The 15,432-nt window shown below is 65.6% G+C and carries 19 protein-coding genes; 6 read left to right on the top strand and 13 right to left on the bottom strand.

Features of this window, described 5'->3' with window-relative positions; translation table 11 throughout:
• Position 1: 1 nt before the first annotated feature.
• Positions 2–274 carry a DUF2277 domain-containing protein gene (locus ACHL_RS19430; protein WP_015939020.1) on the bottom strand — a complete coding sequence of 91 codons (273 nt, stop codon included), beginning with the start codon at positions 272–274 and terminating at the stop codon, positions 2–4.
• A gap of 224 nt (positions 275–498) precedes the next feature.
• Between ACHL_RS19430 and ACHL_RS19435 the strand changes: the two genes are divergently transcribed.
• A complete protein-coding gene (locus tag ACHL_RS19435) occupies positions 499–762 on the top strand; it encodes a WXG100 family type VII secretion target (protein ID WP_015939021.1) in 264 nt (87 codons plus the stop codon).
• A 171-nt stretch (positions 763–933) separates the two neighbouring features.
• Here ACHL_RS19435 and ACHL_RS19440 read toward each other — a convergent pair whose 3' ends face one another.
• Complete coding sequence (locus tag ACHL_RS19440) at positions 934–1,980, bottom strand: EamA family transporter (protein WP_015939022.1); 1,047 nt, start codon at positions 1,978–1,980, stop codon at positions 934–936.
• A 71-nt stretch (positions 1,981–2,051) separates the two neighbouring features.
• Between ACHL_RS19440 and ACHL_RS19445 the strand changes: the two genes are divergently transcribed.
• Positions 2,052–2,597: a CGNR zinc finger domain-containing protein gene (locus ACHL_RS19445; RefSeq protein ID WP_015939023.1), complete on the top strand. Its 546-nt coding sequence runs from the start codon at positions 2,052–2,054 to the stop codon at positions 2,595–2,597.
• Positions 2,598–2,667: 70 nt separating this feature from the next.
• Here the strand turns inward: ACHL_RS19445 and ACHL_RS19450 are convergent, their stop codons facing one another.
• From ACHL_RS19450 to ACHL_RS19460, 3 genes are all read right to left on the bottom strand, one after another.
• Positions 2,668–3,036: a hypothetical protein gene (locus tag ACHL_RS19450; RefSeq protein WP_015939024.1), complete on the bottom strand. Its 369-nt coding sequence runs from the start codon at positions 3,034–3,036 to the stop codon at positions 2,668–2,670.
• 101 nt (positions 3,037–3,137) lie between these two features.
• Positions 3,138–3,728, bottom strand: coding sequence for a hypothetical protein (locus tag ACHL_RS19455; RefSeq protein WP_015939025.1), 591 nt, complete (start codon positions 3,726–3,728; stop codon positions 3,138–3,140).
• A 26-nt stretch (positions 3,729–3,754) separates the two neighbouring features.
• Positions 3,755–5,107, bottom strand: a complete 1,353-nt coding sequence (locus ACHL_RS19460) for an MATE family efflux transporter (RefSeq protein WP_015939026.1) — start codon at positions 5,105–5,107, stop codon at positions 3,755–3,757.
• A 192-nt stretch (positions 5,108–5,299) separates the two neighbouring features.
• Between ACHL_RS19460 and ACHL_RS19465 the strand changes: the two genes are divergently transcribed.
• A complete protein-coding gene (locus tag ACHL_RS19465) occupies positions 5,300–5,734 on the top strand; it encodes a DoxX family protein (RefSeq protein ID WP_015939027.1) in 435 nt (144 codons plus the stop codon).
• Positions 5,735–5,952: 218 nt separating this feature from the next.
• Positions 5,953–6,924 carry an acyl-CoA thioesterase gene (locus ACHL_RS19470; RefSeq protein WP_043794918.1) on the top strand — a complete coding sequence of 324 codons (972 nt, stop codon included), beginning with the start codon at positions 5,953–5,955 and terminating at the stop codon, positions 6,922–6,924.
• A 28-nt stretch (positions 6,925–6,952) separates the two neighbouring features.
• On the opposite strand, the gene dnaB is transcribed toward ACHL_RS19470, so the two are convergent.
• Complete coding sequence (gene dnaB, locus ACHL_RS19475; RefSeq protein ID WP_015939029.1) at positions 6,953–8,338, bottom strand: replicative DNA helicase; 1,386 nt, start codon at positions 8,336–8,338, stop codon at positions 6,953–6,955.
• A gap of 805 nt (positions 8,339–9,143) precedes the next feature.
• Here dnaB and ACHL_RS19480 point away from each other — a divergent pair.
• A complete protein-coding gene (locus ACHL_RS19480; protein ID WP_015939030.1) occupies positions 9,144–9,716 on the top strand; it encodes a hypothetical protein in 573 nt (190 codons plus the stop codon).
• Positions 9,717–9,759: 43 nt separating this feature from the next.
• On the opposite strand, the gene ACHL_RS19485 is transcribed toward ACHL_RS19480, so the two are convergent.
• Positions 9,760–10,386 (bottom strand): FMN reductase, encoded by a 627-nt coding sequence (locus tag ACHL_RS19485; RefSeq protein ID WP_015939031.1) that lies wholly within the window; start codon positions 10,384–10,386, stop codon positions 9,760–9,762.
• Between the two features lie 139 nt (positions 10,387–10,525).
• Positions 10,526–11,362 carry a PhzF family phenazine biosynthesis protein gene (locus ACHL_RS19490; protein ID WP_015939032.1) on the bottom strand — a complete coding sequence of 279 codons (837 nt, stop codon included), beginning with the start codon at positions 11,360–11,362 and terminating at the stop codon, positions 10,526–10,528.
• A 72-nt stretch (positions 11,363–11,434) separates the two neighbouring features.
• Here ACHL_RS19490 and ACHL_RS19495 point away from each other — a divergent pair, with 72 nt between their 5' ends.
• Complete coding sequence (locus ACHL_RS19495; protein ID WP_015939033.1) at positions 11,435–11,857, top strand: DUF1801 domain-containing protein; 423 nt, start codon at positions 11,435–11,437, stop codon at positions 11,855–11,857.
• A gap of 63 nt (positions 11,858–11,920) precedes the next feature.
• On the opposite strand, the gene rplI is transcribed toward ACHL_RS19495, so the two are convergent.
• The 5 genes from rplI to ACHL_RS19520 form a co-directional block, all read right to left on the bottom strand.
• Positions 11,921–12,373: a 50S ribosomal protein L9 gene (gene rplI / locus ACHL_RS19500; protein ID WP_015939034.1), complete on the bottom strand. Its 453-nt coding sequence runs from the start codon at positions 12,371–12,373 to the stop codon at positions 11,921–11,923.
• A gap of 17 nt (positions 12,374–12,390) precedes the next feature.
• Entirely contained in the window at positions 12,391–12,630 is a 240-nt protein-coding gene (rpsR, locus tag ACHL_RS19505) for a 30S ribosomal protein S18 (RefSeq protein WP_003800144.1), read from the bottom strand.
• A 127-nt stretch (positions 12,631–12,757) separates the two neighbouring features.
• The gene (locus tag ACHL_RS19510; protein ID WP_015939035.1) at positions 12,758–13,339 is read right to left on the bottom strand and encodes a single-stranded DNA-binding protein; all 582 of its coding nucleotides are present in this window, start codon (positions 13,337–13,339) and stop codon (positions 12,758–12,760) included.
• A gap of 73 nt (positions 13,340–13,412) precedes the next feature.
• Positions 13,413–13,718: a 30S ribosomal protein S6 gene (gene rpsF / locus ACHL_RS19515; RefSeq protein ID WP_015939036.1), complete on the bottom strand. Its 306-nt coding sequence runs from the start codon at positions 13,716–13,718 to the stop codon at positions 13,413–13,415.
• A 225-nt stretch (positions 13,719–13,943) separates the two neighbouring features.
• Positions 13,944–15,362 carry an amino acid permease gene (locus ACHL_RS19520; protein WP_015939037.1) on the bottom strand — a complete coding sequence of 473 codons (1,419 nt, stop codon included), beginning with the start codon at positions 15,360–15,362 and terminating at the stop codon, positions 13,944–13,946.
• Positions 15,363–15,432 lie beyond the last annotated feature (70 nt).

Consider the following 15,432-nt stretch of genomic DNA (forward strand, 5'->3'; position numbering starts at 1 on the left):
GTCAGGCCGCGCCGTACCGGACAGCGGCGCGCGCCCTGGCCTTGGCGGCCTCTTCGTCGCGGTCCTTGGGCGGCGCCTGGGTTACCAGCGCGTCCAGCAGGTGCTGGGTGATGTGGGCGATTTCGTGCACCGCGTCATCGAAGGCGTCCTGGTTGGCCTTGGACGGCTTCGTGCTGCCACTGATCTTGCGCACATACTGCAGCGCGGCGGCGTGCACCTCCTCGGAGGTGGCGTGCGGCTCGAAGTTGTGAAGGGTTCGGATGTTCCGGCACATAGGCCCATGCTAGGCTCTGGAGCGCCTAAGATCGACCCTTCGAGGCCCGCTTTGTCAGCAGGTTGAGGAGGCCCGTCCATGGGGAGGACAGCATGGGCAGGGGTGCCCATCGACACTCCTTTGAGCGCCGGGATAGGTTTTAGGCAATGGATCTTCCGGATGAGCCGGGGGGCCGCTGGGGATGCCGACCTGGTTCGGATCCACTTACCAACAAGGAGATACTGATGGCTATTTGGGGTGCAGACGTTCAGCAGCTTCGTCAGCTGGGCAGCAAGCTTCAGGCAGGTGCGTCCGAGATTGAGACGCAGAAGTCCACTCTCACCAAGGTTTTGAGCAGCACCAACTGGGAAGGTCCCGACGCTGAAAAGTTCCGCAACGAATGGTCGGGCCAGCACACCACCATGCTGACCAAGGTTGCCGAAGCACTGAAGGAAGCCGGCGACAAGGCCAAGCGCAACGCCGAAGAGCAGGACCAGGCTTCCCGCTAAGCACTGGCTGCGCAGGGCCTGTCACCAGGAACCTGTTTGTAACGGCGAGGGCCCGGACACCGCAAGGTGCCCGGGCCCTCGCCCGTTTAACCACTGTTCATGTGCCGGCGGGCCTGCCCGGCGTTCCTGCGGCGGGCAGGGGTGCGCGGGCATCCGCGCATGCCGGCGCACTCAGGGCACGGGTTCGACGTCGTTCGCGTGCTCAAGCGGTGAGCTTGCCTTCGCCGCTGGCTGCCCGGGCACGGGTTCCGCCGTGGCGGCGGGGGCCCGGAGTTCGTCGAGCCGGACCAGGAGGACGCCGCCCACGATGAGCACACCGCCCACAAGCTGGATGGCACCGGGCAGCTCGCCCAGCAGCAGCCAGGCCCAGATGACGGCGAACAGCACCTCGGTGAGGGAGACAAACGAGGCCACCTTGGAGCCCAGGGCGCGTGCCGCCATGATCCCTGAGACGTAGGCCAGCACGGTTGCCAGGACCACCAGTCCGGCAAGCGAAACCCACCACGGGGTCACCCAGGGTCCGAGTTTCGTGTCTGCCGTGTTGAAGGCCATGGGCAGCAATCCCGTGGCACCGGCCAGCCACATGACGGCGGCGCCCACCATCAGCCCGCCGGATGCCAGCACGAGGGGCGGCAGGGTGTCATTTTCCTTGGCTGTGATGAAGAAGTAGATGGCCAGGCAAACCGCTGCGGCGATGCCCCAGAGGACCCCCACCGGATCCACCTTCACGGCTCCGGTGAGGTCCAGGACCAGGACAAGGCCCGCCAGGGACAGCAGGGTTCCGCCGAAGGTCAGCGCGCGCGGCCGCTTACGGCTGGCCGCCCAGATCCACAGGACAATGATCACCGGCGCCAGGTATTCGAGCAGCAGGGCGACGCCCACGGAGAGCCGCTCCACCGCGTTGAAGTAGAACAGCTGGCACGCCGCCACCCCGATCAGGCCAAAGAGCACAATGGTGAGCCAGTTGTCCCGCAGCTGGTGCCAGCGGCCCTTCAGGGCGATGATCGCCGGGATGGCGAGTATGAGTGCGGCACCGGTGAGGCGTGCCGTGACGGCGGCGCCCGGGGACCATCCCGTTTCCAGGAGCGCCTTGCCAAACGATCCCGAGGTGCCGAAGACGGCGGAGGAGAACAGGGCGATGCCCAGGCCCGAGGCCAGGAAATTGCGGCGTGGTGCCACCGGACGTGGCGTGGCGGGATGGTTCTTGGCGGCAGGCACCGTCGCCTCCTGTCAGGAGTAAAGTGGGGTATTGGTCATGACAGTACGCTTCGGCCCTGTAAGGAGTCAAGATGGTATTTGCCCCTGACACTGAGGTTGCGCTGCGCAGCGTGGTCAACCTCATCAATTCCGGCGCCAACGGGCGGGAGGACCTGGAATCCCAGGGGGATCTGGACAGGTTCCTGGCCGCCGAACAGTTTTCCGGCTCCAGGGTGCGGGATGAGGCGGAGCTGGCAAGCGTCCGGCGGCTGCGCGGCGAGCTGGCCGGGGCGTGGGTGGCGGGGGAAGACGGTGCCGTGGAGACGATCAACCGCCTGCTCCGGGACGCCAACGCCCTCCCCCAATTGGTCAGGCACGACGGCTGGGACTGGCACCTGCACGCCACTGCGCCTGAGGCCCCGCTTGCGGATCGGATCAGCACGGAGGCGGCGATGGCGCTGGCGGATGTGGTGCGCAGCAAGGAGATGGACAGGCTTCGCGTCTGTGAGGCCGAGGACTGTGACGCGGCTGTACTGGATCTCAGCCGAAACCGCTCAAAGCGGTACTGCGATACGGGCAACTGCGCCAACCGGGCGCATGTTGCGGCCTACCGGGCACGCCAGGCGGCGGCAGGCTAGTGGCCGGCCCGCGTCCGAGGACCGGCGGGTGGGCCTAAAGCCCGGCGCGGAAGGCGGGACCGGCGGTGGGTTAGCGGCCCGCGGAACCTTCAGTGCCGCCGTCGTGATCCTGCTGCTCAGGCGAGCCGGAGGTGCCGGTCCCGCCGAAACCATGGGACGTGTTCTTCGCCGAGCTGAGGTTGACGCCGGACCCCTTGCCCAGGTGCTCGGCGTTTTCCTTATGGCTCATGGACAGCATGGCTGCGATCACCAGGGTCACGATAAAGGCGATGCCGGCGGCCGTGAAGGCAAGGTCGAAACGGGGAGCGCGGGCACTGCCACCGGAGGCGAAAATCACCACGGCGAAGAAGGCGACGACGGCCCAGAACGCGGAGAACATCAGCGGGCCCTTCACAGAGGTCCGCAGCTTGCGCGGTTTTCCCTGGTGCTGGTCTGCCACGGTAAGTCCTCCCTGCGGGCGGCATGGATGGCCGGCCCGGTGTACGTTGTGGGTGGCCCCGGCGAAATTTCTACAGCGAGTAGAACCGGGACCTTCCTAGTTTACGGCTTCGCGGCCGTACTGCGGGAATCGTGCCTGAGCGTCAGCCCGGACAGCGCCCACAGCACACCAAGGATAATGGCCCCGCCGCCGGCCACACCCAGCAGGGCATGCGCACCGAGGCTGATGAAGAACGGCAGGATCGCCGCCGTCCCGAGGCTGATGAGGCCGGAGGTGATCCAGTCCCGGGCCAGGACGTGCCGGCCCCGGTTCCGGATGCCGCACGCCAACTCCAGGGCTCCGGCAACGCCGAGTCCCAGCGCCGCGATGACGCCGAACAGGAGGTCACTGTGCAGCAGGAGCACCGCGAACCCTGCCCCTGCCAATACCGATCCGGCAGCCGACAGCATCTTGCCGGAGGCAGATTCTCGCCCGAATCCGGTGGCGGGGATACCCCAGAGGGTGACGGCACCGATGGCCAGGAGGTACAGTCCGCCGGCCCAGCCCATGGCTTCCACGGAGGGCGTGGCCCAGAAGATCGTCACGGCTCCGAACACCAGCGAGGCAGCGGAGCGCAGCAGGACCGGCTTCCACAGGTCGGTGCGGGGGGCGGTTCCGTGGGCGGCGCCTGCGGGCGTCAAGGGTTGTGTCACGGATTCAGTTTAGTTGCGCGCCCCGGTCAAGCCGAACCCAGCACCATCCACCGGTCACTCCGGGCGCGGAGGCCCAGCGTTACGGCACGCGCAGCCATGTATCCGATGGAAAAAGCGGCCCAGAGCCAGGCCAGGCCTGCAGCGCCCGCGGCTCCGGAGAAAGCGACCGCGGCGAGCATGGGCGCATATGCTGCCACGTTGGCCACGCCGGCCAGTGCCAGGTAGCGGGCATCGCCGGCGCCGATGAGCACTCCGTCCAGCACGAAGACGTATCCGGCAATGGGCTGGCCCGCGGCCAGGATCCACAGGGCGACGGCCAGCGCGGCCTGCACGTCCCGGTCCGGGGTAAAGAGGGCGCCGGCCCAGGGAGCCACCACCGCCAGGAGCAGTCCCGTGACCACGCCAAAGCCGATGCCCCAGCGGATCATGGTGGTTGTCAGCAGGCGGGCCTTGGCGGCGTTGGAAGCACCCAGCTCCTTGCCGATAAGTGCCTGCGCCGCGATGGCGAGGGCGTCCAGGGCGAAGGCCAGGAAGGAAAAGATGGTCATGGCGAGCTGGTGTGCCGCCAGGTTGATGGCGCCTTGGCCGGTCACCACCAGGACCGTCACCAGGATTGCGGCCCGCAGGCTGAGGGTGCGCAGCATCAGCCAGGATCCCACCCGGGTCATGCTGCGGATGCCGTGCCAGCTGGGCAACAGAGAAACGCCATGCCGGAGGGCGTTGCGCCGCACCATCAGCACGTAGACAGCCGCCATGCCCCATTGCGCCACACTGGTGCCCACGGCGGAGCCGGTGACGGACCAGTTGAGCCCGTAGACCAGCCAGAGGTTCAGGACGATATTCAGCCCGAAACCGGCGGTGGCCACCACCAGCGGGGTGCGGGTGTCCTGGAGTCCGCGGAGCACACCGGTCCCGGCAAAGACCAGCAGCATCGCCACAAGTCCCGGCATGGACCAGCGAAGGTAGTCGACGGCGAAGGCGCGCACCTCGCCTTCTGCGCCCATGAGCCCGATCAGCGGTTCTGCCGCCACAAAGCCTGCCACGGCCAGGACGACGCCCAGCAGCAGGGCCAGCCAGACGCCGTCGCGCCCTGCGGCCAGCGCCTTCCCGAGCTGGCCATCGCCGATGGCCCGCGCCACCGCTGGGGTGGTGGAGTAGGCGAGGAAGACCATCAGGCCGACGACGGTGTGCAGCACGGCCGAGGCCAGTCCAACCCCCGCCAATTGCGCCACTCCCAGATGTCCAACAATTGCAGAGTCAGCCAGCAGGAAGAGTGGTTCGGCCACGAGTGCACCGAACGCGGGGACAGCGAGACGGAGGATCTCGCGGGCATTGCCGCGGCGCGACGCTACAGGCGCGGAGGTGGAGGGTTGGGACACCGTGCCAGCTTAACGGCCTCCGGGCGGGGAGGCGGGTGACTGTGACGTCACGGTCATGACATATCCCACAGAATGCTAGCATTGGTTGACTCTTCAACCAATGCTGCGGAACACTGGAAGGGTTCAACGCTGCGATCCGGCCCCTGCTTGCATGTGTCCAGCTCCGACCGATATCCGAAACGGTGAAACCCCATGAACCAGTCCCGACTGACCACCACCGCCATCACGGCCCTCCGCATTGTCCTCGGCTTCCTCTTCGCAGCCCACGGTTGGCAGAAGTTCAACGAGTGGACCATTGCCGGCACCCAGGCGTCCTTCGCCAAAATGGGCGTGCCCGCTGCCGACGTCATGGCCCCGGCCGTTGCCGTCCTTGAGCTCGCCGGCGGCATCGCCCTGATCCTGGGCCTCCTGACCCGTGTGGTGGCCGCCCTCCTGGCCCTCAACATGCTGGGCGCCCTCTTCCTGGTGCACGCTTCCGCCGGAGTTTTCGCTGCCAACGGCGGCTACGAGCTGGTGCTGCTCCTCGCGGCGGCGGCGTTCGCCCTGGCCCTCACCGGCGCCGGCCGCGTTTCCGTGGACCGCGCCCTCTTCGGACGCCGGAACTCCAAGCTGGCAGTCCTGGCCTAGGCCGAAACGCCCGACGGCGGCCGCGCACCACGGCGCGTGGCCGCCGTCGTGGTTTAACCGGCACCGGGGACGCTGGAACGGTGCGAAGACGCTGTTCCGCCGCAGCGACCCGGCGCCGTTCCAGCGATTTCGCGAAGTGACGGCCGGTCATGCGTCACTTGGCGTTGGCGCCGCGGCCGAACCGGCCGGTAACCGGCAGCGTCAGTATGATCGGCAGCATGACTGAGACCGGTGCGCCCAACTCCGTGACCCTCCGCTTCCTGGCGGCCCCCACCGACGTTGGCCACAGCGGCTCCGTGGATGCCGGGACGGTGCTGGAGTGGGTGGACAAGGCTGCTTACGCCGCCGCCGTGGGGTGGGCGAAGTCCTACTGCGTCACGGCATACGTGGGCAACATCCACTTCGCGGATCCCGTGAACAGCGGCGACATGGTGGAGGTGGAGGCCACCATCGTCTACACCGGCCGGTCTTCCATGCACATCCGGACCGTCGTCTCCTCCAGCGACCCCAAAGGCGGCCCCGCCACTATGCGCAGCCAGTGCATGGTGATCTTCGTGGCGGTAGGCGAGGACGGCAAGCCCATCCCCGTCAAGCAGTTTGAGCCTGCCAGTGACGCTGAGATCGAACAGCGTGACCACGCGCTGGCCCGGATCAAGGTCCGCGAACAGATCGTCGAAGCTATGAACCATCAGGAATATACCGATGCGGGCACAGCCGAGCGGGTGACGCTGCGCTTCATGGCGGCGCCCACCGACGTGAACTGGGGCGGCAAGGTCCATGGCGGAATCGTCATGAAATGGATCGACGAGGCTGCGTACGTCTGCGCCTCACGCTACTGCGGCAAGGACACGGTGGCCGTGTTCTCCGGCGGCGTCCGCTTCTACCGGCCCCTCCTGATCGGGCACGTGGTGGAGGTGGAGGCCCGCCTGGTGTACACCGGCACAAAAGGCATGCACATCGCCGTCCACGTCCGTTCCGGCGATCCCAAGGGCCGTGAACTGAACCTCACCACGTACTGCCTCACGGTCATGGTGGCGCGCGACGGCGCAGGAAACTCAGTGCCGATCCCCGCCTGGGTGCCGGTCAGCGACGAGGACAAGCGGCTTCACGCCCACGCACGGGAACTGCTGGAGATCAGGGGCACAGCGCCGGGGAACCGGCTGCCGAACCACCTTCTGGCCGGGGACTGACCCCGCGCCGGCCGGCCAGGCGGCCGGCCTAGAAGCCTCCGCCGCCGCCCGCGTCTCCCGCCATGTTGGCGAACCGGGAGTAGTGGCCCTGGAACGCCACCACGATGTCCTTGGTGGGACCGTTACGGTGCTTGGCGATCAGGATGTCGGCCTCACCGGCGCGCGGGGATTCCTTGTCGTAGACATCCTCACGGTGCAGCAGGATGACCATGTCCGCGTCCTGCTCGATGGAGCCGGATTCACGGAGGTCCGAAACCATGGGCCGCTTGTCCTGCCGCTGCTCGGAACCACGGTTCAGCTGAGACAGGGCGATGACCGGAACCTGGAGTTCCTTGGCCAGGAGTTTGAGGGCACGGGAGAACTCGGAGACTTCCTGCTGGCGCGACTCCACCTTTTTGCCGGAGCTCATGAGCTGCAGGTAGTCGAGGATGACGAGCTTGAGGTCATGCTGCTGCTTCAGGCGGCGGCACTTGGCCCGGATCTCCATGAGTGACATGTTGGGGCTGTCATCGATGAACAGCGGAGCGTCGTTCATCCGGCCCATGGTGGTGGCGATCTTGGACCACTGTTCGTCTTTGATGGTGCCCTTGCGGAGGTCCTGCAGCCCAATGGTGGCCTCGGCCGAGAGGAGGCGCATGGCGATCTCGTTCCGGCCCATTTCCAGGGAGAACATGACGGTGGCCAGGTTGTTCTTGATGGCCGCCGAACGGGCGAAGTCCAGCGCGAATGTGGACTTGCCCACCGCGGGACGGGCCGCGATGACGATCATCTGGCCCGGGTGCAGGCCGTGGGTAAGTTCATCGAGCTCATAGAAGCCGGTGGGCACACCCACCATGCCTTCGCCGCGGTGGCCGGATGCCTCGATCTCGTCCACGGTGGATTCCATGACGTCCTTGAGGACCACGTAATCCTCCGCCGTGCGGCGTTCGGCAACGGCGTAGACCTCGGCCTGGGCCTGGTTGACCAGGTCCTCCACCTCGCCGTCAGAGCCGTAGCCCAGCTGGACGATCTTGGTCCCGGCGTTGACGAGGCGGCGCAGCACCGCGCGTTCGGCAACGATTTCCGCATAGTAGCCGGCGTTGGCGGCCGTGGGCACAGTCTGGATCAGCTCGTGCAGGTAGGCAGGGCCGCCGATCCTGTTGATCTCTGCCCGCTTGGTCAGCTCGTCGGAGACGGTGACGGCATCCGCAGGCTCACCGCGGCCGTAAAGATCGATGATCGCTTCGTAGATGGTTTCGTGGGCGGGGCGGTAGAAGTCCTGGCCGCGGAGGATCTCCACGACGTCCGCGATGGCGTCCTTGGACAGCATCATGCCGCCCAGGACGGACTGTTCAGCCGGGATGTCCTGCGGAGGCTTTCGGCTCGCGTCTGATCCGCGGGTAGTTTCGACCTCGTCCAGATGCGCGATTGACAAAGCTGCCGTCCTCCATAGTTACCGGGCCCGCCCGGTGGTTGCCGTCCTGCAAGGCTTCACCGGAAATCCGGGGTCCGCCACCTGTCCAATTTCTACCGGCAGGGTCCGACACTGCGGCTGGGACGGCCTCCGAGCCGACTTGTGCACAGGAGTTATCCCCAAATCCACAGGTTTTCCACAGAGACCCCTCCCCTGGGGTTTGCCGCAGCTGTCCGGCCAGCCTTCAGTGCAGGTCCACAGGCCGCATTTGATCCCCGGAACAGGTACCCCGCCACGCTAGCCGTCCCCGGCCCCACCGCAAAGTCCACTGCCGGGGCTTCCTGTGGATAACCTGTGCACTAACCGGCATAGCTTGTGCACAGCCTGTGTGGAAAGTTGTGGAAAAGAAAAAAGTTTAGCCCTGGTACTGACTCTGACCTGCGAAAACTCTCCAGCCGGCATGTGGAGCAAATATTTTTTCTGTGGAATTTCATCCACAGCGGCGTGTCGGGAACATGCCGCTGCTGCGCGTGTTGCCGGCATCCGTGACCCACCTCATCGACACCCATGGACGGGTTCATATTCCCTCGGAAGACCGCCCGGCCTGCGTCATCCCCCGAGCATGCAGCGCGGTGAATATTGCTGTGGATAACCCGGATCTGCCCTAAGCTCGTAGGTATGGGCGAACTACTCCTGGTTCTGTTGCCTGCGGTTGTCCTGGTGGTGATTATGTGGGGTCTTGTTACGTCCGCCGCCCCCGGGTTCCTTCCACAGCGACCCCGGCCACATCCGCAGCAGCAGGTAGATAGAGAACGGCTTTAGAACCATGGAATCGCTTGTTATCCCCGCCCTCATCCTTGTGGCTGTGGCAGTTGCCGTTGTGCTGGCCTCCCGGGCACTGGGCAAGAGGAAAGCTGCGCAGGACGCCGCTCCCCGGCAGGCCGCCCCCGGCGCCGCAGAGCTGGCCCGCACTGCCGCGGCCAAGCTGTCCGAAGCGGAACACCGGCGTATTTACGCGCTGATCGCGCAGGGCCAGGCGATGGCGGCCATCAAGCTGTATTACGAGGCGACCGGGGACGGCCTGCGGGCCTCCCGGGACGCCGTGGGTGCTTTGGCTTCCCACCCGCAGCCCTACCGCAGCCCGGACGCGCCCGGAAGCGCGCCGGAGGACGACGAGGACGACGAGCCGCAGCGCTTCCCGTACCGCTACCGGGCCATCGCGAGCAAGGGGGACGTGACCCGTGAAGTCAGCAGCAACATGCTCAATGACGAGATCTACGGCAGGATCCGCACGCTGGCCCGCAACGGCGACGCAGAGGCAGCAGCTGCAGCCCTGACGCGCCACTCAGACATTTCGATGAAGCAGGCGCGGGAGTTCATCGAACTCCTCGACGACTAAGCGCCGGCCCCGGGGCTGGACCGGCGACGAGCCAACCTGCCGGTCAGTTGGCTCCGGAGATCCCCGCGAGCAGCTGCTCGAACGGCAGGGATTCCATGGGCGCCAGCTTTCGGCCCGGCTGCAGCCCTTCCAGGAGCTGCGAAAATTCGCCGGATGCCCGGTCCACCCTGCTGGCCAGGGAGGTGTCGGCGTCGCCCGCGGTGCCCCAGTCCTGCGGCCCGGCGAACACGGCCGTGGCCGCGATCCGGGTGCGGAGGTAGCTGAACAGGGGGCGCATGGCGTAGTCCAGGACCATCTGGTGCCGGTCCGTTCCGCCCGTGGCGCCCAGCAGGACCGCCTTGCCGTCAAGGGACTTGGGGTCCAGCACGTCGAAGAACGACTTGAAGAGCCCGCTGTACGAGGCGCTGAACACCGGGGACACTGCGATGATGCCGTCCGAGGCTTCAACTGCGGCGATCACCTCGGCCAGGTGCGGGGCCGCGTAGCCGGTGACGAAGTTGTTGGCAATGTCCACCGCCAGGTCCCGCAGTTCGACGGTTTCCACGTCCACGCTGTAGCCGGCGGCCTCAAGTTGCCGCTTGGCCGACTCCGCGAGCTGGTCGGCAAGCAGGCGGCTCGACGACGGCACGCCGAGTCCGGCGGAAAGGACGGTAATGCGGCGGTTTTCCATGGCGTTCTCCTGTTGCGGGTCCAATGATCGTACATGCATTTGCATCTACTTGGTGAACAGGCGACGCTCCCCGGGTATTCCCGTGCAGCATCGTGAAGCCCCGCTGCGGCCAGGAGCCGTCCTACGCGGAAAGGAGGACCTACAGCGTGACGGTCCCCCGGATGCAGGTGGCCGAGTGGCCGCCCACCCAGATGTTTGCCCCCTCGGCGGAGACGTGGACACGGCCTGCACGGCCCAGCACGGTGCCCTGTGCCGCCACGTATTGCCTGGGCGCGCGCCCGGTGCCGATCAGCCACTGGGCGGCGCCTGCGTTGAAGCTTCCCGTCACAGGATCCTCCACCATGGCATCGCCCGGAATGAAGGTGCGGACCTCAAAATCGGCGTCCCCACCCGGCTGGTGCGGGCCAATAACCCCGATCTTCAGGCTCCCCATGGCAGCCAGGTCCGGCTCGAGGGCCAGGACCTGCCCGGCAGATCCCAGCAGCACGCCGATCCATTCGGGTCCGTTGACCAGCCAGGATGCATCCAGGATGTCGGCCGACGGCAGTCGAAGGGCGGCGGCCAGCTGCTGGCGGACAGAGCTGTCCACTTGTTCGAAGCGGGTGAGCGGCGGCGCGGCGAAGGCCAGGCGGCCGCCGTCGCGCTTTATCCGCACCAGGCCGGCCCCGCATTCCTGAACCAGCCAGTCGGCAGACTTCGGGACGCCGCCTGCCTCAAGCCAGGTGTGGGCCGAGCCCAGTGTCGGGTGGCCGGCAAAAGGAAACTCCTCGGTGCCGGTGAAGATGCGTACCCGGTAATCCGCCTCAGGGTCTGTGGGCGGCAGCAGGAAAGTGGTTTCAGAAAGATTCGTCCAGTTGGCGAAGTGCTGCATCTGCTCCGCCGAGAGATCTTCGGCGTCCACCACCACGGCCAGAGGGTTTCCGCGGTACGGTTCCGCGGAAAAGACGTCGGCCTGGTGGAACGGGCGGATTCGCATGCTCTGGTTGGTCACCGGTGCAGGCTATCACCGGTGTGGCAGCACCACGGCGGCGTCTGCAACACTACGTCCATGGCAGAGAACAAGACCGCCCCCACCGGGGCTGACGTCAACGCATTCCTGGCAGCAGTGGAACACCCGGTCCGCAGGGCGGACGGTTTCGAACTGCTGGAGCTCATGCGGAGCATCACCGGGCAGGATGCGGTGATGTGGGGACCCACAATTGTCGGCTTCGGAAGCTACCACTACAGGTATGCCACCGGCAGGGAAGGCGACTCGGCCGCCGTCGGGTTCTCCCCGCGGAAGTCCAACCTTGCCCTGTACGGGCTGACGTACGGGCCCGACGCCGGGCCGCACCTCGAAGCCCTTGGCAAACACAAGACCGGTGCCGCCTGCCTGTACATCAACAGGCTGGCTGATGTTGACCGCACGGTGCTGGAGGCCATGATCAGGAGCGGCTACCAGCACGTCATGGCCGAACTCCACCGGCCCTGATCGCAGATGCAGAAGACCCCCGCGGCCGGTGTCCGGCGCGGGGGTCTTCGGTGCAGTCAGAAATTACTTTCCGGCTACTACGTCGAGTTCGATCACAGCGGCAACATCCTCGTGGAGACGGACGTTGGCCTGGTAGGAACCAACCGACTTGATGTGGACCGGCAGTTCAACCTTGCGCTTGTCGATGCTGCCCAGGCCTGCGGCCTCAACAGCGTTGGCGACGTCGGCCTGCTTGACGGTGCCGAACAGGCGTCCGGTTTCGCCGGCCTTGACAACCAGCTGGACAGGCTTGGACTGCAGTGCAGCGGCCTGCTTCTGAGCATCTTCCAGGGAAGCGTGCTCGCGGGCGGCGCGGGCAGCCTTGATGGACTCAACCTGCTTCTCGCCACCCTTCGTCCAGGTCAGGGCGAAGTTGCGGGGCAGCAGGAAGTTACGTGCGTAACCGTCCTTGACCTCGACAACATCGCCGGCAGCACCGAGACCGGTGACTTCGTGGGTCAGAATGAGCTTTGCCATGTTAGTAAATCCCTTCCTTAACCGCGGCCAGCGCCGGAGTAAGGCAGCAGGGCAACTTCGCGGGCGTTCTTGATTGCCTGTGCGATCTTGCGCTGTTCCTGGACCGTGACGCCGGTGACGCGACGGGCGCGGATCTTTCCGCGGTCGGAGATGAACTTGCGCAGCAATGCTACGTCCTTGTAGTCGATGACAGTGATGTCAGCGGCCTTCAAGGGGTTGGACTTTGGTTTGGGCTTACGGAGTTCAGCCTTAGCCATCGTGGAGCTCCTATTCTAGGGAGCCCGTGGATATTGATCCACGGGATGGTGGTGGTCCGACGGCGATACCCGCCACCGTGCCGGCAGGCACAGTGATGCGGTCCCGACGCCGGGCCGAGATGATTTGTTAGAAGGGCGGTTCGGAGTCGGGGCCGTTGCCCCAGCCACCTGCATTGGAGACGCCGGGCGTCGCCCAGGGGTCGTCCTGTGCAGCCTGCTGGTTGCCGCCGCCGCCACCCCAGTTACCGCCGGAGTTGCCGCCCTGGTTTCCACCAGAGTTGCCGCCGCCAAAGCCACCGCCGCTGTTGCCTCCGCCGAAGCCGCCGCCACCCTGGCCGCCGGAGCGCTGGGTGCGGTTGACCTTGGCGTTTGCGTAGCGCAGGCTGGGGCCGATTTCATCGACCTCAAGCTCGATAACGGTGCGCTTTTCGCCTTCTTTTGTTTCGTAGGAACGGCTCTTCAGGCGCCCGGTAACGATGACGCGCATGCCCTTTGTCAGGGACTCCGCGACGTTCTCGGCCGCTTCACGCCACACCGCAGCGCGGAGGAACAGGGTTTCCCCGTCCTTCCACTCGTTGGACTGGCGATCAAAGGTGCGCGGGGTGGAAGCGATGGTGAAGTTCGCTACTGCCGAACCTGACGGTGTGAACCGCAATTCCGGGTCATTGGTGAGATTACCGATGACCGTAATGGTGGTCTCGCCTGCCATCTACTGCCTCCTTGTTCGATCCTGGGTGAAGATTCGAGTCCTGCGGGGTGAAGAATGAAGAGTGGTACCGAAATTACTCGGCAACAACCTTCTGCTCTTCGGGGCGGGTGATCTTGGTGCGCATGATGGTCTCGTTAAGAGACAGCTGGCGGTCAAGTTCCTTGGCGGTTTCCGGCTTGGCGGTGAAGTTCACCACGGCGTAGATACCTTCGGACTTCTTCTTGATGTCGTAAGCCAGACGGCGACGGCCCCAGATGTCAACCTTTTCGATGGTTCCACCATCGTTGGTGATGACGTTCAGGAACTTCTGAAGCGACGGCTCAACGGTACGCTCTTCGACCTCGGGGTCGATGATTACCATCAATTCGTAAGGACGCATATGTGAACCCACCTCCTTTGGGCTAAGCGGTTACGGCATTTCCGTAACAGGAGGTTCATTTGCGATTCCATGCAAGCCCCGCCGCCGGAACGGTGGCTGGGGCGCAGCACAGACTTCAATATCTTAGTGCATTTGGGCGGGATAGGCGATTCGCGCTTGACTCAAGGCTAGAGCCCGTGCAGCCGGGATGGCAGCACGGGCTCTCCTATGTGGAAAAGCGGCAGATTACGACGCCGGGCCCGCCTTGGCCGGGACGTCGTCGGCTTCGAGTCCGTCCCCGGCCTGGCCTGCCGAGGCTCCCCGCCGGCGGTAGCGCAGGACGCCGATGGCCACCACCACCGCTGCCAGCGCCACGGAGAGGAGCAGGGATTCGCGGGTGGAGTCCAGGATGACCATGCCGATGAGCAGGGCCACGATGCTGCCGATCGACAGCCAGGTCAGGTACGGGAAGAGCCACATTTTCAGGGCAAGGTCCTTGGCGGCGGCGCCCATGCGCTTGCGGAGGATCAGCTGTGAGGAGGCGATGACCAGCCAGACGAAGAGCGCAATGGCGCCGGAGGTGTTGACCAGGAACAGGAATACGGTGTCCGGTGCGATGTAGTTCAGGCCAACGGTGACGAAGCCGACAACGGTGGAAGCGAGCACCGCGGCGACCGGCACTCCGCGGCGGGAAATCTTCGTCCAGGACGAGGGGGCGTCGCCGCGCTTGGACAGCGAGAACAGCATCCGGCTGGCCGTGTACAGCCCGGAGTTCAGGCAGGACAGCACCGAGGTCAGCACCACGATGTCCATGATGGTTCCGGCGCCCGGAATTCCGAAGAGTTCAATGACGGCAACGTAGGGGCTCTTGGCCACGCTGGCATCGTTCCACGGCAGCAGGGTGACCACGATGGCGATGGAACCGATGTAGAAAACGAGGATGCGCCAGACGGTGGACTTGACGGCCTTCTTGACGGCATCCACCGGGTTCTCGGACTCGCCGGCGGCAATGGTGGCGATCTCGGCGCCGAAGAAGGAGAAGACGACTACCAGGATTCCGGCGAGGACGGCGCCGGGACCGTTGGGCATGAATCCGCCGTTGTTCAGCAGGTTGTCCAGGCCCGGGGCAGGAACGCCGGGTACGAGGCCCAGGATGGCCGCCACGCCGAAGAGCAGGAACAGGATGATGGCCGTGACCTTGATGGACGCGAACCAGAACTCGAATTCACCGTAGGACTTCACCGAGCCGAGGTTGGTCAGCGTCAGGAGGACCATCAGGATCAATGCCCAGACCCACTGGTCGATGCCCGGAACCCACCGGTGCATGATTGCAGCCCCGGCGGTGGCTTCGATGCCCAGCACGATGATCCAGAACCATGCGTAGAGCCAGCCGATACTGAATCCGGCCCAGCGGCCCAGCGCCTTGTCTGCATAGGTGGAAAATGAGCCGGTCTCGGGGTTTGCAGCGGCCATCTCACCGAGCATGCGCATCACCAGGATGACCACGATGCCTGCGGCCATGTAGGCCACCAGGATGCCCGGGCCCGCCTGCTGGATGGCGGCTCCGGATCCGACGAAGAGTCCGGCCCCGATGACACCGGCGATGGCGATCATGGAAAGGTGCCGTGGTTTGAGCGATTTGGACAGTTGCTGGTCAGCGGGCATGCGTGCGCCGTCCTTCTGGTTATTGCGTGGAGTTGGGGCTACTGGCGGCGGCGGAGGTTTCCCGGGGCCG

Source organism: Pseudarthrobacter chlorophenolicus A6 (assembly GCF_000022025.1).
Classification (GTDB): Bacteria; Actinomycetota; Actinomycetes; order Actinomycetales; family Micrococcaceae; genus Arthrobacter; species Arthrobacter chlorophenolicus.

Bases quoted from the DNA above. Each gene is read 5' to 3' on its own strand.
- ACHL_RS19495 (WP_015939033.1), top strand. From the start codon at position 11,435: ATGGCAGAGAACAAGACCGCCCCCACCGGGGCTGACGTCAACGCATTC.
- ACHL_RS19435 (WP_015939021.1), top strand. From the start codon at position 499: ATGGCTATTTGGGGTGCAGACGTTCAGCAGCTTCGTCAGCTGGGCAGC.
- ACHL_RS19465 (WP_015939027.1), top strand. From the start codon at position 5,300: ATGAACCAGTCCCGACTGACCACCACCGCCATCACGGCCCTCCGCATT.
- rpsF (WP_015939036.1), bottom strand. From the start codon at position 13,718: ATGCGTCCTTACGAATTGATGGTAATCATCGACCCCGAGGTCGAAGAG.
- ACHL_RS19480 (WP_015939030.1), top strand. From the start codon at position 9,144: ATGGAATCGCTTGTTATCCCCGCCCTCATCCTTGTGGCTGTGGCAGTT.
- ACHL_RS19470 (WP_043794918.1), top strand. From the start codon at position 5,953: ATGACTGAGACCGGTGCGCCCAACTCCGTGACCCTCCGCTTCCTGGCG.
- rplI (WP_015939034.1), bottom strand. From the start codon at position 12,373: ATGGCAAAGCTCATTCTGACCCACGAAGTCACCGGTCTCGGTGCTGCC.
- rpsR (WP_003800144.1), bottom strand. From the start codon at position 12,630: ATGGCTAAGGCTGAACTCCGTAAGCCCAAACCAAAGTCCAACCCCTTG.
- ACHL_RS19520 (WP_015939037.1), bottom strand. From the start codon at position 15,362: ATGCCCGCTGACCAGCAACTGTCCAAATCGCTCAAACCACGGCACCTT.
- ACHL_RS19490 (WP_015939032.1), bottom strand. From the start codon at position 11,362: ATGCGAATCCGCCCGTTCCACCAGGCCGACGTCTTTTCCGCGGAACCG.
- ACHL_RS19430 (WP_015939020.1), bottom strand. From the start codon at position 274: ATGTGCCGGAACATCCGAACCCTTCACAACTTCGAGCCGCACGCCACC.
- ACHL_RS19510 (WP_015939035.1), bottom strand. From the start codon at position 13,339: ATGGCAGGCGAGACCACCATTACGGTCATCGGTAATCTCACCAATGAC.
- ACHL_RS19485 (WP_015939031.1), bottom strand. From the start codon at position 10,386: ATGGAAAACCGCCGCATTACCGTCCTTTCCGCCGGACTCGGCGTGCCG.
- ACHL_RS19445 (WP_015939023.1), top strand. From the start codon at position 2,052: ATGGTATTTGCCCCTGACACTGAGGTTGCGCTGCGCAGCGTGGTCAAC.